The 24,047-nt window shown below is 55.4% G+C and carries 24 protein-coding genes; 9 read left to right on the top strand and 15 right to left on the bottom strand.

All coding sequences use genetic code 11. The annotated features are described in order from the left end of the window. The first annotated feature begins 71 nt into the window (after positions 1-71). The 6 genes from pyrC (at position 72) to ACUW6V_RS06740 (ending at position 4,736) form a co-directional block, all read left to right on the top strand. Positions 72-1,118: a dihydroorotase gene (gene pyrC / locus ACUW6V_RS06765; protein WP_097584077.1), complete on the top strand. Its 1,047-nt coding sequence runs from the start codon at positions 72-74 to the stop codon at positions 1,116-1,118. 86 nt (positions 1,119-1,204) lie between these two features. Next, complete coding sequence (dinI, locus tag ACUW6V_RS06760; protein ID WP_004385233.1) at positions 1,205-1,450, top strand: DNA damage-inducible protein I; 246 nt, start codon at positions 1,205-1,207, stop codon at positions 1,448-1,450. A gap of 322 nt (positions 1,451-1,772) precedes the next feature. Then, positions 1,773-2,027 carry a biofilm formation regulator BssS gene (gene bssS / locus ACUW6V_RS06755; protein WP_007707814.1) on the top strand — a complete coding sequence of 85 codons (255 nt, stop codon included), beginning with the start codon at positions 1,773-1,775 and terminating at the stop codon, positions 2,025-2,027. A gap of 117 nt (positions 2,028-2,144) precedes the next feature. Further along, a complete protein-coding gene (solA, locus tag ACUW6V_RS06750; RefSeq protein ID WP_012125099.1) occupies positions 2,145-3,269 on the top strand; it encodes an N-methyl-L-tryptophan oxidase in 1,125 nt (374 codons plus the stop codon). Positions 3,270-3,591: 322 nt separating this feature from the next. Then, complete coding sequence (locus ACUW6V_RS06745; RefSeq protein ID WP_454038155.1) at positions 3,592-4,146, top strand: cytochrome b; 555 nt, start codon at positions 3,592-3,594, stop codon at positions 4,144-4,146. A 14-nt stretch (positions 4,147-4,160) separates the two neighbouring features. After that, positions 4,161-4,736 carry a YceI family protein gene (locus ACUW6V_RS06740; protein WP_004385237.1) on the top strand — a complete coding sequence of 192 codons (576 nt, stop codon included), beginning with the start codon at positions 4,161-4,163 and terminating at the stop codon, positions 4,734-4,736. A 55-nt stretch (positions 4,737-4,791) separates the two neighbouring features. Here the strand turns inward: ACUW6V_RS06740 and trhO are convergent, their stop codons facing one another. Continuing rightward, positions 4,792-5,841, bottom strand: a complete 1,050-nt coding sequence (gene trhO / locus ACUW6V_RS06735) for an oxygen-dependent tRNA uridine(34) hydroxylase TrhO (RefSeq protein WP_004385238.1) — start codon at positions 5,839-5,841, stop codon at positions 4,792-4,794. 225 nt (positions 5,842-6,066) lie between these two features. On the opposite strand from trhO, the gene ACUW6V_RS06730 reads away from it, so the two are divergent. Then, on the top strand, positions 6,067-6,987 hold the full coding sequence (locus ACUW6V_RS06730) for a Kdo(2)-lipid IV(A) acyltransferase (protein ID WP_007849245.1): 921 nt from the start codon (positions 6,067-6,069) through the stop codon (positions 6,985-6,987). Between the two features lie 130 nt (positions 6,988-7,117). Then, positions 7,118-7,495, top strand: a complete 378-nt coding sequence (locus ACUW6V_RS06725) for a MysB family protein (protein WP_004385241.1) — start codon at positions 7,118-7,120, stop codon at positions 7,493-7,495. 3 nt (positions 7,496-7,498) lie between these two features. Here ACUW6V_RS06725 and ACUW6V_RS06720 read toward each other — a convergent pair whose 3' ends face one another. The 3 genes from ACUW6V_RS06720 to mdoG form a co-directional block, all read right to left on the bottom strand. After that, positions 7,499-7,726, bottom strand: a complete 228-nt coding sequence (locus ACUW6V_RS06720; RefSeq protein WP_004385242.1) for a YceK/YidQ family lipoprotein — start codon at positions 7,724-7,726, stop codon at positions 7,499-7,501. A gap of 107 nt (positions 7,727-7,833) precedes the next feature. Then, positions 7,834-10,362 (bottom strand): glucans biosynthesis glucosyltransferase MdoH, encoded by a 2,529-nt coding sequence (gene mdoH / locus ACUW6V_RS06715; protein WP_004385243.1) that lies wholly within the window; start codon positions 10,360-10,362, stop codon positions 7,834-7,836. Further along, on the bottom strand, positions 10,355-11,890 hold the full coding sequence (gene mdoG, locus ACUW6V_RS06710) for a glucans biosynthesis protein MdoG (RefSeq protein WP_004385244.1): 1,536 nt from the start codon (positions 11,888-11,890) through the stop codon (positions 10,355-10,357). Before mdoG ends, mdoH begins: the two co-directional genes overlap by 8 nt. Before the next feature lie 273 nt (positions 11,891-12,163). Between mdoG and mdoC the strand changes: the two genes are divergently transcribed. Continuing rightward, positions 12,164-13,321, top strand: a complete 1,158-nt coding sequence (gene mdoC / locus ACUW6V_RS06705) for a glucans biosynthesis protein MdoC (RefSeq protein ID WP_038880973.1) — start codon at positions 12,164-12,166, stop codon at positions 13,319-13,321. Positions 13,322-13,351: 30 nt separating this feature from the next. Here mdoC and ACUW6V_RS06700 read toward each other — a convergent pair whose 3' ends face one another. From ACUW6V_RS06700 to ACUW6V_RS06650, 11 genes are all read right to left on the bottom strand, one after another. Then, entirely contained in the window at positions 13,352-14,839 is a 1,488-nt protein-coding gene (locus ACUW6V_RS06700; RefSeq protein WP_148735955.1) for a phospholipase D family protein, read from the bottom strand. Next, positions 14,772-15,314, bottom strand: a complete 543-nt coding sequence (gene ymdB, locus ACUW6V_RS06695) for an O-acetyl-ADP-ribose deacetylase (protein ID WP_012125107.1) — start codon at positions 15,312-15,314, stop codon at positions 14,772-14,774. Before ymdB ends, ACUW6V_RS06700 begins: the two co-directional genes overlap by 68 nt. A gap of 71 nt (positions 15,315-15,385) precedes the next feature. Next, a complete protein-coding gene (locus tag ACUW6V_RS06690; protein WP_087600351.1) occupies positions 15,386-15,688 on the bottom strand; it encodes a type 1 fimbrial protein in 303 nt (100 codons plus the stop codon). A gap of 194 nt (positions 15,689-15,882) precedes the next feature. Then, positions 15,883-16,359 carry a DUF1097 domain-containing protein gene (locus tag ACUW6V_RS06685; protein ID WP_004385249.1) on the bottom strand — a complete coding sequence of 159 codons (477 nt, stop codon included), beginning with the start codon at positions 16,357-16,359 and terminating at the stop codon, positions 15,883-15,885. A gap of 110 nt (positions 16,360-16,469) precedes the next feature. Next, positions 16,470-17,036, bottom strand: a complete 567-nt coding sequence (locus ACUW6V_RS06680; RefSeq protein ID WP_454038154.1) for a TorD/DmsD family molecular chaperone — start codon at positions 17,034-17,036, stop codon at positions 16,470-16,472. 24 nt (positions 17,037-17,060) lie between these two features. Beyond that, positions 17,061-17,798 (bottom strand): phosphatase, encoded by a 738-nt coding sequence (locus ACUW6V_RS06675; RefSeq protein WP_038880987.1) that lies wholly within the window; start codon positions 17,796-17,798, stop codon positions 17,061-17,063. A 72-nt stretch (positions 17,799-17,870) separates the two neighbouring features. Then, entirely contained in the window at positions 17,871-18,812 is a 942-nt protein-coding gene (ghrA, locus tag ACUW6V_RS06670) for a glyoxylate/hydroxypyruvate reductase GhrA (RefSeq protein WP_454038153.1), read from the bottom strand. Between the two features lie 84 nt (positions 18,813-18,896). Further along, positions 18,897-19,925 (bottom strand): fimbrial protein, encoded by a 1,029-nt coding sequence (locus ACUW6V_RS06665; RefSeq protein ID WP_234006348.1) that lies wholly within the window; start codon positions 19,923-19,925, stop codon positions 18,897-18,899. 15 nt (positions 19,926-19,940) lie between these two features. After that, the gene (locus tag ACUW6V_RS06660) at positions 19,941-22,472 is read right to left on the bottom strand and encodes a fimbria/pilus outer membrane usher protein (RefSeq protein ID WP_454038152.1); all 2,532 of its coding nucleotides are present in this window, start codon (positions 22,470-22,472) and stop codon (positions 19,941-19,943) included. Positions 22,473-22,495: 23 nt separating this feature from the next. Next, positions 22,496-23,185: a fimbrial biogenesis chaperone gene (locus ACUW6V_RS06655; RefSeq protein ID WP_105575978.1), complete on the bottom strand. Its 690-nt coding sequence runs from the start codon at positions 23,183-23,185 to the stop codon at positions 22,496-22,498. A 79-nt stretch (positions 23,186-23,264) separates the two neighbouring features. Next, the gene (locus tag ACUW6V_RS06650) at positions 23,265-23,798 is read right to left on the bottom strand and encodes a fimbrial protein (RefSeq protein ID WP_454038151.1); all 534 of its coding nucleotides are present in this window, start codon (positions 23,796-23,798) and stop codon (positions 23,265-23,267) included. Positions 23,799-24,047: the final 249 nt, after the last annotated feature.

Here is a 24,047-nt window from a genome sequence, read left to right as displayed (position 1 = left end):
GTTTACGCTTATCCTTAGTGCCCGGCATAAAACCAGCCATTACTGACTGTTTCCCCAAGCCGGAGCCTTCCATGACTGCACAACCCCAGGTTTTAACTATCCGCCGCCCTGACGACTGGCATGTTCATCTTCGTGATGGCGACATGCTGAAAACCGTCGTGCCCTATACCAGCGAAACTTACGGGCGCGCTATCGTCATGCCAAACCTGGCGCCGCCGGTCACGACCGTGGAAGCCGCTATCGCTTACCGCCAGCGCATTCTTGACGCGGTGCCGGAACATCACGCGTTTGAACCGCTGATGACCTGCTACCTCACCGACACGCTGGATGCAGACGAGCTGGAGCGTGGTTTCCAGCAGGGTGTGTTTACCGCTGCCAAACTCTACCCGGCTAACGCCACGACTAACTCCAGCCACGGCGTCACCAGTGTCGATAACATTATGACGGTGCTTGAGCGCATGGAAAAACTCGGCATGCCGCTGCTGGTGCATGGCGAAGTGACGCACAGCGAGGTCGATATTTTCGATCGCGAAGCGCGGTTTATCGAGACGGTGATGGAGCCGCTCAGAAAGCGCCTGCCGGGCCTGAAAGTGGTGTTTGAACATATCACCACCAAAGACGCCGCCGACTACGTGCGCGAAGGGAACTCACTGCTCGGCGCGACCATCACGCCGCAGCACCTGATGTTTAACCGCAACCACATGCTCGCAGGCGGCATTCGCCCGCATCTCTACTGCCTGCCGATCCTCAAGCGTAATGTGCATCAGCAGGCGCTGCGCGAGCTGGTCGCAAGCGGCTGTGAACGCGTGTTTCTCGGTACCGACTCCGCGCCTCACGCGCGCCATCGCAAAGAGACGAGCTGCGGCTGCGCAGGCTGTTTTAACGCCCCTTCCGCGCTCGGCGCATACGCCACCGTATTTGAAGAGATGAACGCACTGGCGCATTTTGAAGCGTTCGCCTCGCTGAACGGCCCGCGCTTTTACGGCCTGCCGGTGAATGAAGGCACCGTAACGCTGGTGCGCGAGGAGAGCGTTATGCCGGAAACTATCGCTATCGCCGACGACACGCTGGTGCCGTTCCTGGCGGGTGAAGCGGTACGCTGGACGGTAAAACGCTAAGCACGCGCTAAAAAAAACACGGCCCCCTGTTGCATGCCGCCCGGCAAAACTGTATATATATACAGCATGATTAACAGGGGGTTGTTATGCGTATTGAAGTGACTATCGCCAAAACCACGCCGCTGCCGCCGGGTGCTATCGATGCGCTGGCCTGCGAGCTATCCCGCCGTATTGAAAGCCATTTTCCGGAAATGCCGAATCATGTAAGCGTGCGCTATGCCGCCGCTAATCAACTGTCGGTTCTGGGTGGCGCGAAAGAAGATAAAGATCGCATCAGCGAAATTCTCCAGGAAACCTGGGAGAGCGCTGACGACTGGTTTACCACGGATTAACCCTCATTACTGTCTTCTCTATGGTGTCAGTTTTTCCGGGCTTCGCCGCCCGGCTTTTTTATTTGTAGCGCCTTTTTCTGCGATAGTCCGAATTTTTTCTTTTCAGCTGAAATCTCATTGATCCGTCCTCTTAACAAAAATTTGCGAATAATCTGCCGTTTTATTGTTCAGTTAATTCAAAATCTCGAAAAAAATGTGTGTCAGGGTATTTATTTCTGCCCCATTTTCCTTTATTGGTTGATATACTTTATTTGCTTCAGAGATAAGAAAACACGCATTGAACCTCATGAGTCGTTGTCTATAAACACGTATAAAGGGGGTTATGATGGAAAAAAATGAAGTAATACAGACGCATCCCCTTGTTGGATGGGACATCAGCACCGTCGACAGCTATGACGCACTGATGCTGCGGTTGCACTATCAATCCTCTCCGCAGGTGGATCGCGAAGCAACCGAAGTGGGCCAGACATTATGGCTAACGACCGATGTAGCAAGACAATTTATTTCCATCTTAGAAGCCGGCATTGCAAAAATTGAATCCGGTGAGTACCAGGAAAGCGATTATCGCAAGCACTGATACCGTGCTTTTCTTATAACGCAAAGGCACCCTACGGGGTGCCTTTATTTTTTCGCGCTTGAGAATTGTCCTGCTCTTAATTACTCTGCTAATCAACGGTTTTCACGGAGTAATTTCATGGAATACGATCTGATTATCATCGGTAGCGGATCAACAGGCGCAGCGGCCGGTTATTACGCGACCCGCGCCGGGCTCAACGTATTAATGACAGACAGCGCCCATCCGCCCCATCAGGAAGGCAGCCACCACGGCGACACGCGCCTTATCCGCCATGCGTATGGCGAAGGCGAGCGTTATGTGCCGCTGGTGCTGCGCGCGCAGGCGCTCTGGGATGAGCTCGGCGACCTTGGCGGCGAGCGTATTTTCGAGCGGACCGGCGTGATTAATCTCGGCCCCACTGATTCCGCATTTCTGGCGAACGTCGCCGACAGCGCCGCGCGCTGGCAACTGCCGCTGGAGAAACTGACCGGTGAAGAGGTGATGACGCGCTGGCCGGAAATCCGTCTGCCGGAAAACTATCTCGGCCTGTTTGAACCCAACTCCGGCGTGCTGCGCAGCGAAAAAGCTATCGCCACCTATATCCGTCTCGCTGAAGAAGCGGGCTGCGCACAGCTTTTTAACTGCCCGGTGAGCGGTTTTGAGGCCACGGAAGATGGCGTTACCGTCACGACCGCCGATGGCGTCTATCGCGCCCGCAAGGCGCTTATCAGCGCCGGTACGTGGGTATCGCGCCTGGTGCCGGGGCTTCCCGTGACGCCAGTGCGTAAAATCTTCGCCTGGTATCAGGCCGACGGACGCTACAGCGCCAATAACCGCTTTCCGGCCTTTACCGGCGAAATGCCAAACGGCGACCAGTTTTACGGGTTCCCGGCGGAAAATAACGAGCTGAAAATCGGCAAGCATAATGGCGGACAGGTCATTTCGAAGCCGGAAGAACGTGTACCATTTGGCGCGGTGGCGACCGACGGTTCAGAAGCGTTCCCGTTCCTGCGCCATTTCCTGCCGGGCATCGGCGGCTGTCTGTATGGCGCGTCATGCACCTATGACAACACGCCGGATGAAGATTTTATCATCGACACCCTGCCGGATACCCCAAATGTACTACTGGTCACGGGGTTGAGCGGCCACGGCTTTAAATTCGCCTCGGTGCTTGGGGAAATCGCCGCGCAGTTCGCAGCCGATAAACCTTATGATTTCGATTTGACGCCGTTTTCGCTCTCACGTTTTGCCACTTCTGCATGATCTGGCAGCAGGCCGGGACGTTTTCCCGGCCCGCGCCCTGACATTTCAATGTCAAAATTATTGATTTCCCGCTGACAAAACCTGATAAACCGCTAAACTATTTTGCTGCTAAACAATCCTGCCGCCTGAGGTGCTTGCTTTATAACCTAACCGGAACCCCTTATTCGCCTGCGCTATAGCGGTTTCAGCAATGAATAAGCGTTTTATAAGGGATATATTTTTACATTCAAATTATTTGAATAATTTGTTTTGTTTTTTTGGTTTGCATTTCATTCCCCCAGACGCCACTGTTTGAGTCATTCTTACTGACGGATGCATAACCATGCAGTGGCGTAACTCACCTACTCGATACGGACATTTCTCGGTACTGCTTCATTGGCTGATGGCGCTGACGGTTTACGGCATGTTTGCGCTCGGGCTGTGGATGGTATCGCTCGGTTATTACGATGTCTGGTATCACCAGGCACCGGAAATTCACAAGAGTATCGGCATCATCCTGTTTATTTTCCTGCTGGTACGCGTGGTCTGGCGCTTTATCTCTCCGCCGCCGCCTCCACTGACCAGTTACTCGCGACTCACGCATTACAGCGCTGTTGCAGTGCATGTGATGCTCTACCTGATCCTGTTTACGATCCTCATCAGCGGCTATCTGATTTCCACCGCCGAAGGCAAACCGATTTCCGTCTTCGGGCTGTTTGAAGTCCCTGCCCTGGTGAGCGGCGCAGGCGAGCAGGCCGATCTGGCTGGCGATATTCACCTGTGGCTCGCCTGGAGCGTTGTGCTGCTCTCCGTCGCGCATGCCGCCGCCGCGCTGAAAAACCATTTTGTCGACAAAGACGTCACCCTGAAGCGGATGCTCGGGAAAGCGTCACATTAACCATGGAGCGAAATATGAAGAAAAGCCTGCTGGGGGTCACTCTGGGTGCCCTGCTGTTTACCACCGGCTCAGCCGTTGCTGCCGACTATAAAATTGATAAAGAAGGCCAGCACGCCTTCGTTAACTTCCGTATCCAGCATCTGGGTTATAGCTGGCTGTACGGTACGTTCCGCGATTTCGACGGTACGTTCACGTTCGATGAGAAAAACCCGGCGGCGGATAAAGTCAGCGTGACCATTAATACCAACAGCGTCGACACCAATCACGCCGAGCGCGATAAACACCTGCGCAGCGCGGAATTCCTGAACGTGGCGAAATTCCCGAAAGCAACCTTCACCTCCACCAGCGTGAAGAAAGATGGCGATGAGCTGGATATCACCGGCGATCTGACCCTGAACGGCGTAACCAAACCGGTCACTCTTGAAGCCAAACTGCTGGGCCAGGGTAAAGATCCGTGGGGCGGCGAGCGCGCGGGCTTTGAAGCGGAAGGCAAAATCAAACTCAAAGACTTCAACATCACGACCGATCTCGGCCCGGCGTCTCAGGACGTGGATCTGATTATTTCGGTAGAAGGCGTGAAGCAGAAGTAATTCGCTTCTGGCGAAAAAAAACCGGTCAACTGACCGGTTTTTTTATGCCTGCGGGTTATTCCGGGTCCGGAATACCAAGCGTGGTGTTAAGACGCCCGCGGGATTTATTAAAGATTTTATTGCCGTTCTCACGCCCTGCGCGGCGGCGGCGCTGCTCCTCTTCCGGCAGCGACATCTCTTCTTTACAGAGCTCGCTACAACAGCCAGAAAACTTCTCGGCACAAGCCGGGCACTGGATGAACAGCAGGTGGCACCCGTCGTTTTTACAGTTGGTGTGGCTGTCGCACGGCGCGCCGCACTGATGGCAGTGCGCAATCACGTCGTCAGAGATACGCTCACCCATACGTTCGTCAAACACGAAGTTTTTACCGACGAAACGCACCGGCAGCCCCTGTTCACGCGCTTTGCGGGCGTATTCAATGATGCCGCCTTCGATATGCCAGACTTTCTGGAAACCGTTGTGACGCATAAACGCGCTCGCCTTCTCACAGCGGATGCCGCCGGTGCAGTACATGACAATTTTCTTGTCTTTGTACTCCTGCATCATCTCGACGGCTTTCGGCAGCTGTTCACGGAACGTATCCGCCGGGATCTCCAGCGCATTCTCGAAATGGCCCACTTCATATTCATAGTGGTTACGCATATCGATAAACACGGCGTCCGGATCGTCAAGCATGGCGTTCACTTCCGCCGCCTTGAGATATTCGCCCACGTCGCTCGCGTCAAAGGTCGGATCGTCAATGCCGTCCGCCACGATGCGGTCACGCACTTTCATGCGCAGCACCCAGAAGGATTTCCCGTCGTCATCCAGGGCGATGTTCAGGCGCACGCCATTGAGCGCCGGATGAAAGCCATACAGCGCGGCGCGAAACGCCTCGACGTTGCTTTCAGGAACGCTTATCTGCGCGTTGATGCCTTCATGGGCAAGATAGATACGGCCAAAGACATTCAGCGCGGTGAACGCCTGCCAGAGCGCGTCGCGCGTGGCCTTCGGATCGTCGATGGTGAAATACTTATAGAATGAGATGGTGGTGCGCGGCTCGGTTTCGGCGAGCATGCGCGCCCTCAGTTCCTCATTCGATATGCGGTTGTGTAACACTGGCATGGTGTACGTTCCTGCTATCGGTGGGGGAATAAATAACGGCCGGCATCATATAGCAATTACCGTTAATTTACATCCTTACATTTTACGCTACATTTTCCACACCTTACCTGTGAGTGATCTTCAGTCAGGCATCGCGGCGCGAAAGGCAGAGAATTTTGGTCGTTCGCAAAAAAATGTCACAATACGGGCCGTGAAAGGGCTTCGCCTGCAATTAATGGAATTTTCATGACGCATTTACCGCAATTTTCTCGCGCACTGCTGCACCCCCGTTACTGGCTGACCTGGCTTGGCATTGGCCTGCTGTATCTTGTCGTGCTGCTGCCCTACCCGGTTATCTGGCGGCTCGGCCGCGGGCTGGGACGTATTGCGAAGCGGCTGATGAAGCGCCGCGCACGTATTGCCCACCGCAACCTTGAGCTCTGCTTTCCTGATATGAGCGACGCCGAGCGAGAGGCGCTGGTGGTGAAGAATTTCGAGTCGGTCGGTATGGGGCTGATGGAAACCGGCATGGCCTGGTTCTGGCCCAACTGGCGCGTCGAGCGCTGGACAGAAGTGTCTGGCGTGGAACCCGTGAAAGCGCTGCTGGCGCAAAAACAGGGCATTTTGCTTATCGGCGTGCATTTTCTGACGCTGGAGCTTGGCGCGCGCATCTTCGGGATGCATACGCCTGGCATCGGGGTTTATCGCCCGAACGACAACCCGCTGCTCGACTGGCTGCAAACCTGGGGCCGTCTGCGCTCCAATAAAACGATGCTCGACCGTAAGGATCTCAAAGGGATGATCAAGGCGCTGAAAGGCGGCGAGATCATCTGGTATGCGCCGGACCATGACTACGGCCCGCGTAACAGCGTGTTTGTGCCGTTTTTCGCGGTCGATCAGGCCGCCACCACGTCCGGCACCTGGATGCTCGCGAAAATGTCGAAAGCCTGCATTGTGCCGTTCGTGCCGCGCCGTAAAGCGGACGGCAGCGGCTACGAGCTGATTGCGCTGGAGCCGGAGTGCGCGCCGCCGCTTGGCAGCGCCGAAGAGACCGCCGCCTGGATGAATAGCATCGTTGAGAAGTGCATTCTGATGGCGCCGGATCAATATATGTGGCTGCACCGCCGCTTTAAAACGCGCCCGGAAGGCGTGCCGTCCCGCTACTAAACCTTTTCGCCCGCCGTGCCTTAGGCGCGTGCGGGCCTCGCCCCTTCCAAATTTTTTCCATTCATACTTGCAAACCGCAATCTTCGACTATTCTTTCCTGAAACAACCATGTCCGTTCAGGGAGAAAGCTATGACTATGTACGCCACGCTTGAAGAAGCCATTGACGCAGCACGCGAAGAGTTCCTCGCCGCGAATCCGGGAGTTGAGGAAGAGGACGCGGTTGTCGAGCTGTTCAATATGCAAAAATATGTGCTGCAGGACGGGGAGATCATGTGGCAGGCAGAATTCTTCGCCGATGAAACCGACGAAGGCGACTGCCTGACCGTGTTAACCGGCGATGCCGCGCAGAGCGTGTTTGACGGCGATTTCGATGAGATTGAGCTGCGCCAGGAGTGGCAGGAAGAAAATACCCTGCATGAATGGGATGAGGGTGAATTTCAGCTGGAGCCGCCGCTGGACACCGAAGAGGGACGCACCGCGGCGGATGAGTGGGACACCACCCGCTAAGCGTTACTCATACGGGCCGTGATGCATATCAACCGGCAACAACAGCGTATCGAAGATAAGTGAAAACGGCAGGTCGAGCATCAGGATAAAACGCCACGGCCTGTCGCGCACATCCCACTGCACGCCGGGGTAATACTGGTTGCCATGCCCCTGCCCCGGCACGGCGCGACTGATGATGCTGCCACAACCGCAGAGCATCCAGACGGCAAGCAGAACGGCGATAATTCTCAAAGGCGACCTCGCGTTATAACGTTATGTATGCAGTATAACAGCCCGTCCAGCGGGCAAAAAAATGCCGGCCTTAATGGCCGGCATTTTCATTTCACTACGCTTAACGCTTACGGCGTGCTTAATGCCTGCGGGTTAAGCTTCAGCGTCTCGTAATGGTTTACCCAGGACGAATAGCGCTCCGGATGCGCCCAGACGCGGTAGTGCATACGCGCCATCGTAACCGGATCGCTCAGCAGTACCAGACGGCGGTCGCGGTTCAGTTTCTCCGGCGTATCGTTCAGCGCCTGCTCGACGTGACGATCGCGGGCAATTTCCAGCACGTGGCTTGCGCGGTGACGCGCGGTCGCCATGGCGGTTGCCAGCGCGTTAAACGACGGATGGAACACCGCGTGCATAAAGCCATCGTCCAGTGAACGGCTGCGGTTGAGCACCAGATAACGGTCGGTATCCACCAGCACCTGCGGCGGCGAATACTCTTCCGGGATCAGGAACAGCTTCCAGCGTTTGGTGCGCAGGCCGACGGTCGCGCGGCTCGAAATCACCGACACAAACGGCGACAGGATAAGCGAGAACACGATAGGCGCCAGCCAGAACAGGAAGCGCAGATCGAGCCACGCCATGCCGACCGCCCACACCAGCCCCAGCAACAGCTGAGAGCCATGACGCATGAACGCTTCGCTCCACGGAGTGGAGTCGTCGTCGCGCTGCGGCGAGTTCCAGACCACTTCCCAGCCAAGGAACGCGCTCACCACAAACACGGTGTGGAACAGCATACGCACCGGCGCCAGCAGTACCGAGAACAGCACTTCCAGCAGCAGAGAGAGCGTCACGCGCAGGAAGCCGCCGTACTCTTTCGGGCCTTTACACCAGATGAGAATGACGCTCAAAAGCTTCGGCAGGAACAGCAGCACCATCGTTGAAGCGAACAGCGCTATCGCGAGCTCAGGACGCCACTGCGGCCACACCGGGAAGAGCTGACGCGGCTGGAGGAAGTATTGCGGCTCGGTGAGCGCGTGTACTACCTGCAATGCCGTCGAGAGCGCCAGGAACAGGAACCAGAGCGGCGCTGACAGATAAGACATCACGCCCGTCAGGAACACCGCGCGGTGAACCGGGTGCATCCCTTTAACGAGGAACAGGCGGAAGTTCATCAGGTTGCCATGACACCAGCGACGGTCACGCTTAAGCTCATCCAGCAGGTTCGGCGGCAGCTCTTCATAAGAGCCCGGCAGATCGTAGGCAATCCACACGCCCCACCCCGCACGACGCATCAGCGCCGCTTCCACGAAGTCGTGAGAGAGGATAGAGCCTGCGAAAGAGCCCTCGCCCGGGAGCGGTGCCAGCGCGCAGTGCTCGATAAACGGCTTCACGCGGATAATGGCGTTATGGCCCCAGTAGTGCGATTCGCCCAGCTGCCAGAAGTGCAGGCCGGCGGTAAACAGCGGCCCGTAAACGCGTGTCGCGAATTGCTGGCAGCGCGCATAGAGCGTGTCCATGCCGGAGGCTTTCGGCGACGACTGGATGATCCCGGCGTTCGGGTTCGCTTCCATCAGACGCACCAGCCCGGTCAGACAGTCGCCCGTCATCACGGAGTCGGCGTCCAGCACCACCATGTAGCTGTACTGGTTACCCCAGCGGCGGCAGAAATCGTCGATATTGCCGCTTTTACGCTTCACACGACGGCGACGGCGGCGATAGAAAATCTGCCCTTCGCCCTGCACTTCGGCAATCAGCTCCATCCAGGCTTTCTGCTCGGCAACGCAGATATCCGGATTGTAACTGTCGCTCAGGATATACACGTCGAAGTGCGCCTGCTGGCCGGTGGCTTTCACCGATTCCCAGGTGGCGCGCAGGCCCGCGAAGACGCGATCCACGTCTTCGTTACAGATAGGCATGATAAGCGCAGTGCGATGCTCAGGGTTTATCGGCTCGTCGCCCACCGTCGAGGCGGAGATGCTGTACTTATCTTTACCGATAAGCAGCTGCAAAAAGCCCATCAGCGCCGTCCAGAACCCGGCGCTTACCCAGCAGAACAGGATAGCGAACAGGATAAGGATGCCGCTTTGCAGCACATACGGCAGCAGTTGCATCAGCGACACCAGCCAGTCCTGGCCCATCATGTCCGCCGGGTTGATCAGCGCCCAGCCCTGATACGGGAGAATGGTTTTCATATACCAGGTGGCGACGACGGTCTGAGAGAGCGTCAGCAGCAGCAGAATGTAACGGCGAATGGTGCCGACCGTACGCCATTTCTGCTCCGCGGCGCGCTCTTCTTTCGTCAGCCCCGCCATGTAGCGCGGCAGCACTTCACGACCGCGCAGACGGTCCCAGAAGCGCCCAATCGGGTTGGTGCGCCACGGGTCCGGGAACATGGAGGAACGTGTTGCCTTTGGCATGGCCTGGATCTGGGTGCGGCCTTCATCGTCCTTGATCAGTTGATCGCCCTTGAGCGAGTCTGACCAGCGCTGTTCGAGACGCGTTTTCACCGAGCCCAGCGGGGAATCATCCTCGCGGGCCCAGACGCGCCCTTCAGCGTCCAGCGCCTGATGAAGGGCCTGCATGTCCGATGTCGGCAGCGCCGCTTTCTCAGCGTCAGAAAGCGGCAGCAGGTCGATATACTCAGTAGACTTATTCATTGGCAGGTAGCTGATAGCTCCAGGTTTCACTCAGCGGCTGATCGCCATTGACAAGGGCAGCGCGCATTTCAGTGGTTTTCTTGGCGTCTTTGATTTTCACGCGCAGCATCATACGCCAGCCTTTGGTGACCGGGTTGTAGCGCACGCTGTTTTCTACGATTTCGCCGTTATCGCCAATGCTCGCCTGAGCGGTCACCGGCGTGTTGTCCGGCAGCTTTTGCATTTCAGTGCCGGTGAAATCCACCACAAACGCGATGGTGCCATCCGGCTGACGGATGAGATTGGACTGTTTCACATCGCCCGTGGAACGACGCGTCTGCAGCACCCACGCGTTTTCCGGCGCGTGCAGTTTGTCTTCGTCACGGCTAAAGGTGATGGTGTATTTGAAATTCATCTCCTTGCCCGGCTCCGGCAGTTGATCCGGCGTCCAGTAAGCGACGATGTTATCGTTGGTTTCGTCGTTGGTCGGAATTTCCACCAGCTCGACTTTCCCTTTACCCCACTGCCCTTGCGGGGTGACCCACGCGCTCGGACGGAGATCGTAGCGGTCGTCAATATCTTCAAAACGGGAGAACTGACGGCCACGCTGCAACAGGCCAAAGCCCTGCGGGTTTTCGGTGGTAAACGTGCTGACCGCGAGATGTTTCGGGTTATTCAGCGGACGCCAGATCCACTCGCCGTTACCGGCGTGCAGGGAGAGACCATTGGAGTCATGCAGTTCCGGGCGGTAGTTAGTCGCCGGCGACGGCTGGTTCGGCCCGAAGAGGAACATGCTGGTCAGCGGTGCAACGCCCAGTTTGCCCACTTTATCGCGAAGGTAGACTTTCGACTGTACATCCACAACCGTATCGCGACCGGGGGTGATGATGAAGCGATAGGCGCCAGTCGCGCGCGGAGAATCCAGCAGCGCGTAAATCGTCAGGCGTTTGTCGGTCGGTTTAGGACGTTCAATCCAGAACTCGCGAAAGCGCGGGAACTCTTCACCGGAAGGCAGCGCGGTGTCGATAGCCAGACCGCGCGCGGAAAGCCCGTACACCTGGCCCTGACCAATCACGCGGAAGTAGCTCGCGCCGAGCATACTGACGATTTCGTCGTTTTTATCTTTGCTGTTGATCGGGTAGAGCACTTTGAAACCGGCAAAGCCCAGATCTTTAACCGTGTCTTTGTCGTGCTGCACATTACCGAAATTGAAATAATCCGGGCTGTACTTAATTTTGCGAACCGTATTGGCCGTCACCTCGTTAAGGGCAACCGGCGTGTCGAAGTACATACCCTGATGGTAGAATTCAAGCTTGAACGGGGTTTTGATTTTGCTCCAGTAGGCTTTGTCGTGATTGAACTGGATCTGTTGGTAGTCCGCGTATTTCATATCGCGGAAAACGGAGGGCAGGTTGCTTTTCGGCGCTTCATAGCTTTTTCCCGCTAAGGATTTCGCCTGTTTTGCGACGTCGTCGATAGTGAAGGCCCAACCTGAAGTGGTATAAAGTGACAACATCACTGCTGCACCCAGCCAACCCATTTTCATCATCTGTGTTTTATGTTTCATATAACTAAGCACTTCCCCCTTTGTGTGCTTAAATCAATCCCATCCATTTTAATGGAAACTTGCGGTTTCCGACAACACAATCCCCGCTTTGTTCAGCACGTCGGTTCAGCGATTAAGCAAATGAATGCGCGCCATTTTCGCTTTGCGAATTTGTCCTGGAGACTGTGTCGCGGCCTTCCTGTAGGGTGGGGGCCGAATCTAAAACAGAATCAGCCTGAGGGATAAGGCGAATAGTCCGAGATTTTATGGAGTGATATGACGACACCAACACAGAGAGAATTTTTTCTCGATTCCATACGCGCATGGTTGATGCTCCTTGGCATCCCGTTTCATATTTCGCTGATCTATTCCACGCATCAGTGGCATGTCAACAGCTTGACGCCGTCTGCGGGTTTGACCGTCTTCAATGATTTCATCCACGCCTTCCGCATGCAGGTCTTCTTTGTTATTTCAGGATATTTTTCCTACATGCTGTTCCTGCGTTACCCGCGAAAACGCTGGTGGAAAGTACGCGTGGAGCGTGTCGGCATTCCGATGCTGACCGCGATCCCCTTGCTCACACTGCCGCAATTTTTGATGCTGCAATATGTCAAAGGCCGCGCCGATAGCTGGCATACGCTTTCCGGTTACGACAAATACAATACGCTGGTGTGGGAACTCACGTCGCATTTATGGTTTTTGTTAGTGCTGGTGGTTTTCACGACGCTCGGTCTGCTGATATTTCAGTGGATAAAAAACGTCCCGGAAGAAAAAAGCGCGGCGCTGGCTGAACGACTGACATTAGGAAAACTCTCAGCGCTGTTTTTACTTTTTGGTGTCGCGTTTGCTGCTTTGCGCCGTTTTATTTTTATCGTCTACGCGCCGATATTAAGCGACGGGCTGTTTAATTTTGTGGTGATGCAGACCCTGTTTTATTCGCCGTTTTTTATTCTCGGCGCGCTGGCGTTTAAACACGCCTCGCTGAAAAACCGCTTTACCACCTTCTCGCCTGGCTGCGCGGTGGGCTCAGCGGTGGCCTTTGTCGCCTATCTGCTGAACCAGCGATACGGCAGCGGCGACGCCTGGATGTATGAAACCGACAACGTCATCAGCATGCTAATGGGCCTGTGGATGGTGAATGTGGTGTTCTCGCTCGGCCACCGCCTGCTGAATTTCAAATCAGCGCGGGTCACTTATTTTGTTAACGCTTCGCTGTTTATCTATCTGGTGCACCACCCGCTGACGCTGTTCTTCGGCGCATATATCACGCCACACATTCACTCGAACGCGCTGGGCTTTATCGCAGGCCTGGTATTTGTGATTGGCATTGCGGTGGCGCTGTATGAGGCCCATCTGCGCATTCCGCTACTGCGCTTTCTGTTCTCAGGCAAGCCGCAAAATAAAACTCCGTCGCCGGGTACCGCGACGGGGTGATAGTGACACGCGCCCTCGCGGCGCGTGCTTTCAGAGCATCCACTCAACCGGCAGACGATACACAAGGCGCACCAAAAGGCGCTGCCAGAAGCGCGTTTTCGGCTCCTTTTTCCAGACAATCTCCTGACCGTCTTTCTCTTCTATCCAGTTGATGCGCCCCCAACGGTCGAGACGCAGCGCCCAGGCCGCCTCGCGCCGCGTGCGCGTAAAGCGCTTATGAATCGCGCCCGCCAGCGTTTCGCTTTCAATCACAAAACCCATTTCGGTATTGAGCATCGCCGAGCGCGGATCGAAATTAAACGAGCCGATAAACACCTGATTTCCATCGACGCTGAAGGTTTTGGCATGCAGGCTGGAGCCGGAATTGCCGGTCAGCCCGCGGTCATGCGGTACGCGCCCGGCGTCGCGCGTCGGTTTCAGTTCATACAGTTCGACGCCGTGACGCAGCAATTTTTTACGCCAGCGTGCGTACCCCGCGTGAACGACCGCGACATCGTTCGCCGCCAGCGAATTGGTGAGTATGGCGATCCTCACACCTTTACGACGCAGCGCCAGTAGCATCGCCACGCCGCCGCGCGTCGGCACAAAATAGGAGGAGATGATATCGAACTGCGATTTGGGCTCGCCGATGTGCGTCATCATGCGCTGCGGAAGTAGGGTATGTCGGCGCGCTCTCCCCTGCCCTTTGCGCGGATCGTCGCTTAACAGCCGCGTTTTGGCCCACACCAGCGGGAGTGTGCGGGTTTCGATATAGCTCGCAAAGCGCGTACTCTCCAGACGCTCAAGGTAGCGCTGCGCCACCGGATCGTCCTTCCAGTGCGGCGGCAACTGCACGCGGGCGTCTATCTCTTCGGCCTCGACATCCAGCACGTTATCGAGCGTCGAGACTGACCGACTGCGCCAGTAGCGTTCGAAATCCTGCGTGACTTCCTCCACCACCGGGCCAATCGCCAGGACATCGAGATCGGAAAACAGCGGCTGTTCGCCCGCGCCGAAATATGCATCACCGACGTTGCGCCCGCCAATGATCGTCACTTCGCCATCCACCGTGAAGCTTTTGTTATGCATCCGGCGGTTGAGCCTGGCGAAATCGGTGAGATAGCCGAGCGCGCGTAGCGTTCGAAAAGAGAAAGGGTTGAAAAGACGGATTTCAATATTCGGATGGGCATTCAGCAGCCGCAGCGTGCTGTCCATGCCTACCGTATTGTTATCATCCAGCAGAATACGCACCCGCACGCCGCGTCGCGCCGCCGCCAGCAGTGCGCCAAACAGCAACCGCCCGGACATATCGTCTTCCCAGATATAGTACTGGACGTCGATAGTCTGCTCCGCCATCTCCGCCAGCAGGTAGCGGGCAGCGAAGGCGTCGAGGCTGTCATCAAGCGGATGTAAACCACTGTGGTTGGGGTGCTGCGCCGTCGTCGGCGCAATAGCGCGTCCGAGCCGGGTGTTATGCGCCCGGCTGTTCGTCGTATTGTCCCAGTAACCGCTGGTAAAGCAGGAAATTTTCTTCGTCATAACAGACAAAGTATACCTGCTTCGGTTGAGGGTGCCTGGTGAGATAGTCTGAAACGGTCTCAAAGGCGATTTGCGCCGCTGCCGCTTTCGGGTAACCGTAGATGCCGGTGCTGATCGCCGGGAACGCCACACTGTTGTAACCATTGGCGGCGACAAGCTGAAGGCTGTTGCGATAGGCATCCGCCAGCAGTTGCGGTTCGTTATCCTGCCCCCCGCGCCAGACCGGGCCCACCGTATGTACGACGGCTTTCGCGGCGAGATCGCCCGCTTCGGTTATCACCGCGTGGCCTGGCTGACATTCGCCCTGCTGCTGGCGCACCTGCCTGCAGGCGGCGAGCAGCGCCGGTCCGGCGGCACGATGAATAGCGCCATCCACCCCGCCGCCGCCCATCAATGAGGGATTGGCGGCGTTGACGATAACGTCGACATCGATGAGGGTGATATCACCCTGCACCACATTGATACGTCCGGACATACTTCTCTCCTGACCATTTGTGTTCCCTAAAGTGTAGAACAGCACACCGGGAGGCTGCCGCCAAAACCTGCTCAGCGGTAGGTCAGTGTCAGGATACCCAGCGTATGCGAGGGATTGAGGTAATCGAGGCGGCTATGCACCCACTCAGAATGGCGTTCGCGTACACCCGAGCCGCGCAGAGAGAGCGTCTGTCGGTACATCTTAGTGCCATGCGAGCACGATACTTCAATGTGCGTCGTCTGGTGCGCGACCGCACAGCCTTCTTCGACAATCGCGCCATGAAAGGTAATCGTTCCACCCGACTGCGCCAGGGTTGCGCCAGAGAAACCTGCAACTGCAACACTCATCACAGCAACACGAAACCAATTAACCATGATAATAGTTCCCCAGAGGTATTTTAACTTGTAATTAACATATAAATTACAATTACGCTTCAGGAAAGTATTCAACGCAAAAATTGTGACTGGCAGGTAAAAGCATCGCGCCCATAAAGGTGAGTAAAGACTGCGAGAAGAAAATTCATGAACAGAAGCGGGATAAGAAAAAACCCGCCTGAGCGGGTTTTATTTCACTCAGCAACCGTGGTGCTTTTTGGCGCTGCGCGTCCGGCAAGCCATTGCCCACTGGCTTTCATCGCCACACCAAAGAGCAGGCCCAGCAGCAGCGCGGGCAGCACGCTTTTCCAGTCGCCCTGTGCGGCAAACGTAGCGCAGGCACCGATAAAAGTTCCCGGTACGAAACTGAGTAGCGTCTGGCGCGACTGAATACACATCAGAAACGCCACTACACCGGTCATGGCGTAGCTTAACCACGTGATTCCAGGCGCTACAGCGCTACCGGCGATAATTACCTGCGCCCACAGCACACCGCTGCCAAGCGTAAAGAGAATAGTCAGAAAGCCAGTAACGCCGCCTTTGGGGCTGGCGAACCAGGCCGTACAGCCGAGAAAGCCTGCCCAGGAAGGCAGGCCGAGTGCGACAGCGGCCCACGCCCAGAGGGCGGAGAGCAGGCCGGTCGTTAATGCGAGAGAAAAGTGTCTGTTCATGGCGGCGTATCTTAACAAAACGCCGCCTGAGAAATGCGATCTGCCGCACGTCACATGAAATAACGCACAGTAAGTTACATTTTAAATGTGATATTAATCACATTTAAAAGTTACTCCGCATCCCCCTCTTCTTCCTCTTCCTGCAGTTCTTCCCACATCGCCTGGATGGCTTCACGCGTGATCTGCGCCAGCGTGCGCCAGAATGGCGTGGCGGCGTGCGCTTCCACTTTGCCGAGGAACGTTTCATACCACGGGATCAGGAACTCGCCGAATAAGGTTTCCTGCGCTTCAATTTCATCTTCTGCAGACTGATCTTCAAGCCATGAGGCCGCGAGCAGCAGCAGACCAAAATGATCCGCCGGCGCCTCGCCGAGCGGCATGCCGCGCGCGGTTAAAAAGGCGCGAATCTCCTGCTCGCTACTCTCTGCCACCCAGGCGGAACGCAACGGCGACACGCGGGCGTCATCCTGACCAAACAGCGCCTGATAATCTGCCTCGACGGCGTCCAACTGGGCATTTTTTTGCAGCCGCGCCAGTAGCTCATCCTGCTCCAGCGGCCAGTTCTGCGCGAGCTTGCCTTCGCGGATAAGACCGTAAATCGGTGCCACAACCGGATCCTGCGGCGCACGGTACCAGAGCGAGCCAAGCAGGCGGCAAATTATTGAAAACTCATTCATTAACAGATTCCATTTCAGACAAAATTAAAGGGCGGCAAATTCAGCAATCGGCGTCATTCCGCGGGTTTCAAGAAAATCGAGCAGACGGCGCGGCGACACGTTAAGGATGCGATCCTCCGGGAAATCGACCTCATCCAGCACCTTGCGGCATTCATGGAAATCGCCGAGCGTAAACGCAGTATGGGAGTCCGACCCCAGCGCCACCCAGCCGCCCGCATCGCGTACCGCGGCGGCGATCGCTTTGCAGTTTGGTCCGCTGCCTTTACGGGAGTGGGTAAACGATGAGTTATTAATTTCAAGCGCGACCTGATATTTGGCGGCAGCAGCGGCGACAGCCGGAATATCGACGGGATATTTCGGGTTTCCGGGGTGGCTGATGATATGCACCGTGCCGCTTGCCATCGTCGCGATCATCGCTTCGGTATTCGCCTCTTTATCCTGCGGCGCAAATACCGGCTCGTGGAAGCCCGCAACAATCAGATCGAGTGAATCGAGCATCGGGCCGGTGCAGTCAATCTCGCCTTCACGGTTTTTAATATTCGCTTCGATACCGCGCAGAATGCCGACGCCATCCACGACGCGCGGCCAGATACGCATATTAATAAAGTGCCAGTGATGCGGCGCATCCGCCATGTCCGGGCCGTGATCGGTGATAGCCAGAAGCCGGACACCTTTTTGCTTCGCCGCGGCGATGTAATCATGCAGGTTGCTGTAGGCATGGGTGCTGGCGACGGTGTGCATATGCAGGTCAACGGGATACATGGCGCTCTCCTCTGTGATTTTGTGCAAGGATAACAGGTATCCCCGGCGATTTTTAGCCGAATCGCCGGGGCGCTAGTAGCCGCGCGCCACATCGACCTGGCCTTGCGGCATGTCGCCGCGCTCAATGCGCGCGATACTCTGTGCGATAAAGGCCACCGCTTCTTCAGGCCGGGTAACGGCTGCGACGTGAGGCGTAATTCGCACGCGCGGGTGGCGCCAGAGCGGGCTCTCATGCGGCAACGGCTCCTGCTGAAAAACATCCAGCATCGCGCCCTTCACTTTCCCGCGATCCAGTGCGGCCAGTAGATCCTCTTCCACCAGATGAACGCCGCGCGCCAGGTTCAGGACATACGCGTTGTCGTTAAGCGCCGCCAGCAAGTGCGCGTTAATAATGCCCACCGTTTCCGGCGTGTTAGGCAGAAGATTAATCAGCACCCGTGTGCCGCGCAGAAAAGCTGGTAGTTCATCGGGCCCCGCAAAGCTTTCAACGCCAGGCAGCGCTTTGCGGCTGCGGCTCCAGCAGCGCACAGGAAACCCCATGCGGCTCAGACTCTGCGCCACCTGGCCGCCGAGCACGCCCGCGCCGAGGACGCCTACCTGGAAATCCGCATGGCGATACTCCTCAAGCGGCTCCCAGCGCGCCTTGCGCTGTAGCGCGGCGTAATCGTCGAAGCGGCGGAACCAGTGCAGCACCTGGCTTATGGCGTACTCCTGCATTTGGGCGGCCATACCGGTATCCTCCATCCGATACAGCGGCACGCCGGACGGCAGCAGATCCGGGTATTCATTCAAACGACTTAACAGCGAATCGACGCCCGCGCCGAGGGCGAAAATCGCCTTCAGATCCACGCGTCCGCGTAGCATGTCATACGGCGGATGCCAGACCAGCGCGTAATCTGCGGCGGCATTGTCGCCGGGCTGCCAGGCACGCAAGCGCGCCTGCGGCAGATGGCGTTGCAGTAAAGCCGCCCACTCGCTGATATCAAAAGTGGGATGGTAAAAGAGGATGTCCACGGCGCTTCTCCTGACAGGTCAATGGGATTAACCATAACAAAATCAGCCGCCTTTGGGGCGGCTGTCAGAAGAAAGCGGAAAGGATCAGCGAATATCGATGGTAATTGATGCTGAGCCGGAAAATTCACCCATTTGCGGCGTATTACCGCTAAGGTTCACCGGTGCCGTAAGGATATCGACCTTGCCAGTGCGGTTGGTCATATCGGTTGACGGATCCAGCGGCATTGGCACCTCTCCTGTATTGACCGGGATGACCTGCTCGCTGTCATCTTTAATCAATACTCCGACATCCGGGTTTGTAGTGGCGAGCGCCTCCGGGATGCCGTTCGCTGGCGCGCCGGAAAACGTCATCGTTAACGTCACGCCATCGCTGATATTTTTACAGATATAGGCAATGGTTGTTTTTTTATCCACGAATCCTTCCGGTTTATGGCCGCGTGTCGCGAAATTTTTGGCAAAAATGGTGCCGAAATCTACGGAGATCACCTCGCCTGCATTGATTTCACAGCTTTGCGGCACGGTGATAGTGCCTTCAACGAAGACTTTAGCCATCGGCTCGCTGGAATATTGACCTGGCCTTACGGTGCCGTAAATCGCCGCCACAGCCATTTGCGGAATCGTCATCTGCCCAAAAAAAGGCTTGCTGATGCGAAATGCCAGCACGCCACTCTGCCCGGTAGTAAAACTGTTAAGTGAACAGCCATTATTTTTTTTGTTCCAGATATCGGTAAAGGGCACCTGCACATCCCCCACATTAGCGATGTTGATGGCTGCCGCAAGCTCAATATTGTCATTAACATGTATATAATATGCGCTGCCATATTGAGTGGCGGGGGCGAGATACTCACCTTTATAGTACGCGCCTGGGTGCGGATCTTTGTTGAGGTCGCTATCATCGCAATCGCAATGCGCGCTGTAATTTTCTGAGGAACCAAACCGTTCGGTAAATGTTTTCCCGGTCTGGTTATTATCAGGATCGGAGACCGACATGCTCGCATCGACGGTATAAATTTTGGGGCCGTTCGTGGTATTGCAGAAACCCGTAGCTGCCTGCAAATGCGGTGTGTTTAGCGCCGCGCAAACCACTATTACGCCTGATAGTTTTCTTAACATAAGGTCGTTCTCTTATTATCGGCACACGGCGGTCAGCGATAGCAAATCACTTTCGCCTGATGCCGCGTCGTGTAAAACAACAGGGGCTTTGCACTGTTGCCCGGAGTGGTTTCCCCATTTCACCTGCGCCATACCGTTCTGTTTGACGCCGGACAGATACACCACGCCGCCCTCATCCACCATACTTTCATAGTTTTCAATACTCTCCAGCGTGACCAGCGCGCCAAACGGCACAGGCTGACCGTTCGCCTGTCGCAGGGTCAGCAACACCCGAGATCCTTTACGCGCGTCAAAACGGGCATAAACCAGTGCGCCTTTGTTCGGGATAAGCGTCATGTGCGTGTTGTCGGCATCGACACCCGCAGGCAGTGTGGTGGTATCAAGCGACAGTTCATTTCTCTCATAGGGTGTGAGCCAGGGAATGACGGCATAGCCCAGCCAGTCGGTTGCCACCCCGGCCTGGTTTTTAAAGCGGATATCGCCTGCGCCATTGGTATCCACCAGCGCGAAAGCGTCGCCGAGCGGCTGAGAAAAGGTGATGCCATGAGGGTGGACCACCAGCGCGCCAGAGACACCGTAATTCCACTGCTGCGAATCATCGGCGTGGTAATACCCCAGGCTCATATTGGCGAAACGTGATTTGTAGTTCACATCGGCGCTGCTGTCGGCGGTGTTATCGCCTTCTTGTCCCGCCTGGTTATAGCTCTGCTGAAGCGAATAGCTAAGCCTGCCGTCATCCATCAGCGTGCCACTGAGGCCGCTCTGGTAACGCGTGTCGCCATCCTGATTCTGGCTCACGTTAAACGTCGCCCAGCTGTTAGAGAGCCAACGGCTCAACGGCACGCTGACGCTGAGTGCAATTTGCCGGTCAGTCTGCTCTTGCGTTTTATTCCACGTGGCGGAGAGCGACCAGGTCGCACCTGCTGCTGAGAAGGCGAAACCAGTAGAAAGGTTCTGTTCTTTATCCATGCGATTCCAGAAATCACGCTGATAGCCGTTCAGGTAAAATGAACCCATGCTGTCGAGCGTCTGACTAATGCTGATTTGTAGCTGGCTACGCTGCTGATAGTACCCGCCGTAGCGATCGTCGAACCAGGATGCGTCATGGTTTGCTTCGTCAAAGCCGAAGTAACCACTGGTGGAATACCGGTATCCGGCAAGTGTGATGGAGGTATCCGTCAGCGCAATGTTTTTGGAGTACTGAAAACGATAAGACTCGCCTGACGATGTGGTGTCATTCTGTAACTGACTGCGCGCATGCGTGATATCAAGTGAGACCGACCCCCATTCATCCAGCCCAACGCCTACCCCTAACGCGGCGGCCTGCCAGGTATCAGCGCCCATTGCACCGCCGTAAAGCGTCAGCTGATTATTGACGCCATAAATCATCGTCCCCTGCGCAAACGTCGGTGTAGCATCTTCAGCACTGTTTGGATCGTACTCACCCGCCGTCAGGCTGTATTTCACCTGACCAGGCCGCTGCATGATCGGTACGGCGGAAAAGGGCTGAATGAAACGTCGCTCTTTGCCATCAGCCTCTTTAATGGTGACCTCCAGATCGCCGCTATGCGAGGTGGGATAGAGATCGCTGATTTCAAACGCCCCCGGCGCCACGGTATCGCGAAAAATGATGTAGCCATTCTGGCGTACCGTCACTTCGGCACTGGAATTTGCGATGCCCCGGATCACCGGCGCAAACCCACGCAGGCTGTCAGGTAGCATATTATCGTCGGATGCGAGCTGCGCGCCTTTGAATTTCACGCTGTCAAAGATGGCTGACGGGGAATAACTTTCCCCAAGCGTTAACTGTGAACGCCAGGGTTTAATATCCCGCTGCACGTAGGTGTAGATCGAGTCCCAGTGCGTCTCGTCGTCGCTTTTGTTCCAGGTGGAATAGTTACGAACGCGCCACGGGCCAATATTCAGTCCGTTCTGCAGGTTGAGATACCGTGAAGAATCGCTCTCGCCCACATCGCTATGCGTATCCGTACCGTTAAACGTGTAGTTGCTAAATAACGCCGGGACGCCGTCATCCCAGTATTGTGGATCGACATAGCCCCGGGCAGTGTGACGCAACGCCGCCTGCGGAATACTGACTTCCAGCGCCATCCGATGCGTATTAAGCCGCACCGATGCCGCCGGTATCAGCGCGCCAATATCCTCAATCGGTGCCAGGGCCGCCAGCGCCGGATAGGCGTCGGTTTTGACGTTGAGTTCCTGTAACAGCGCAGGCGTAATAACCGGATGGGTTTCTCCGCTCGCATCCACCGTCAGAGGAATCGTTCGGGTAAACATCTCGCTGTCGTTAAGCCGAATGCGCAGCGGGTAGTTGCCCGCGGGGAGCTGGTCTTTCACGCTAAAAATGGAGAGATCGACACCGCGCTGGCCCGGATCACCCTGCTCCATAAGCGCCGGATCAAACCAGACTCTCTCCTGCGCATAAGCATTGTAAAAGCCACCCGCAGTGAAAGTCAGCGTAGTGGCCAGCACCGACGCGAAAGCACGCCCGGGCAACCCCGGGTTTAAGGCATTAATTTTTATTTTCACTGGCGCATTCCTTGCTGTCAGGCTCACAGATGGCGAGTCTCAGGTTTTGTCACGCCGCCATAATCATTGATGACGCGCCAGCTCACTTCTCGCCCGGTTTCCGTTGCAGGCAGCGTAAAGTGCTGGTTTGCGAAAGGCGCGAGCATATCAGCGCTCTGAATACGTGTTGCTCCCACCTTCAGGCTGTCAAATACCATGTAAAAGGGCGTCGGGTTTTCGGCCACCAGTTGACCAGCGGCGAGATGAAATGTGAGCTGTTTATAAGCCGTCTGCGCGTCGGCAACCAGCGCCTGCGGGCGGTAAAACAGCTTGAGGCGGGTTTTCACCACAAGCTTGAGAGTATTGACCGCGTCCGGTAATGAGGGCGGAATTGCCCGGATATTCAGATAAAATAACGATTCGCGATTCTCCGGCAGGCTACCCGTTTTCGCAATACGCAATTCATGATCTTCCAAAGGTTCGATACGAAATAGCGGCGGTGTGACCATAAAAGGGCCGCGCGTTTTCCCGTCTCCGTTATCCACCCACGATTGCAATAAAAAGGGGCTCTCAGTGCTGTTATTTTTGACGCCCAGTGCCGCCTCTTTTTTATTTCCCTCATAAATGATACGAGTGCCGCCAACGACAATACCACCGGCGGTGACGTTATTTACCATAAAGAGCAGAAAGATAAAAAGATTCACCCTGAGAATAAATTTTCTCATCGCACGCATAGTCAACTCAGTTTGAAAGAAGAATAACAAGCCGCTAACCCGTGTTAACGGCTTGATGATACGTTAAATAATTGCTTAATTAGCGATAATCAAAAGTAATATCGGTTGTCCCGTTAGCTACCCCTGCGCCAACCGTGGTGCTTGTTGACTCATAATAGGCAATGAGGTTGAGATCCATCGTCGCATCGGGAATTTCAAATTTACGCTGAGAGAACTGGTTCATAGGAATAAGCGTGCCTTCATCATCTGTAATGACAATCGCCACGCCGGTAGCACCGCCATCTGCGACTTTCAGGTAATCTTTATTCACCGGATCGGCATCGCCCGTGAGATAAACGCTAAAGTGCGGGTTTTCACCTGATTCCACAACCGGGCAGTTTTTGAGCTTAATCTTCACAGGAATAGGCGGCGTTTTAACACCGGCAGTCGCGTTAAACTGATTAACGGAATAGACACCCAGATCCACATCCAGCACTTTATCGTCATCATCAATTTCACATGCCTGATCGGTAATTTTGCCTGTGAAATTAATTTTGCCATCTGCGGCTAAAACTGAAGCGGCATGAAATGTCAGCGCGCCTGCAAGCGCCATCCAACAGAGTTTTTTTTTCATATCTTCTCCTTGATTGTTAATCCAAAACCATTTTTTTTGCGAATAAATATCCGCTATGATGAAATGCCCGCGCATATTATCCGCAGATAAATAAGTTGACAATTCCCTGCCTCATTTTTCTTTAAAGTTTCCAGATAAATAGCAAATTTTATTTTGTGCTTGTTACATTGTTTCATTCAATTGAAATATATATTGATTGAATATTATCTTACTCTCTAATTATTTCAGCACGCCTGTTTCATTAGTCTA

The organism is Cronobacter sp. 153480017-3, from assembly GCF_053627815.1.
Note: the sequence above shows the minus strand (reverse complement) of the source record. Positions and strands in the feature narration are given on the sequence as shown.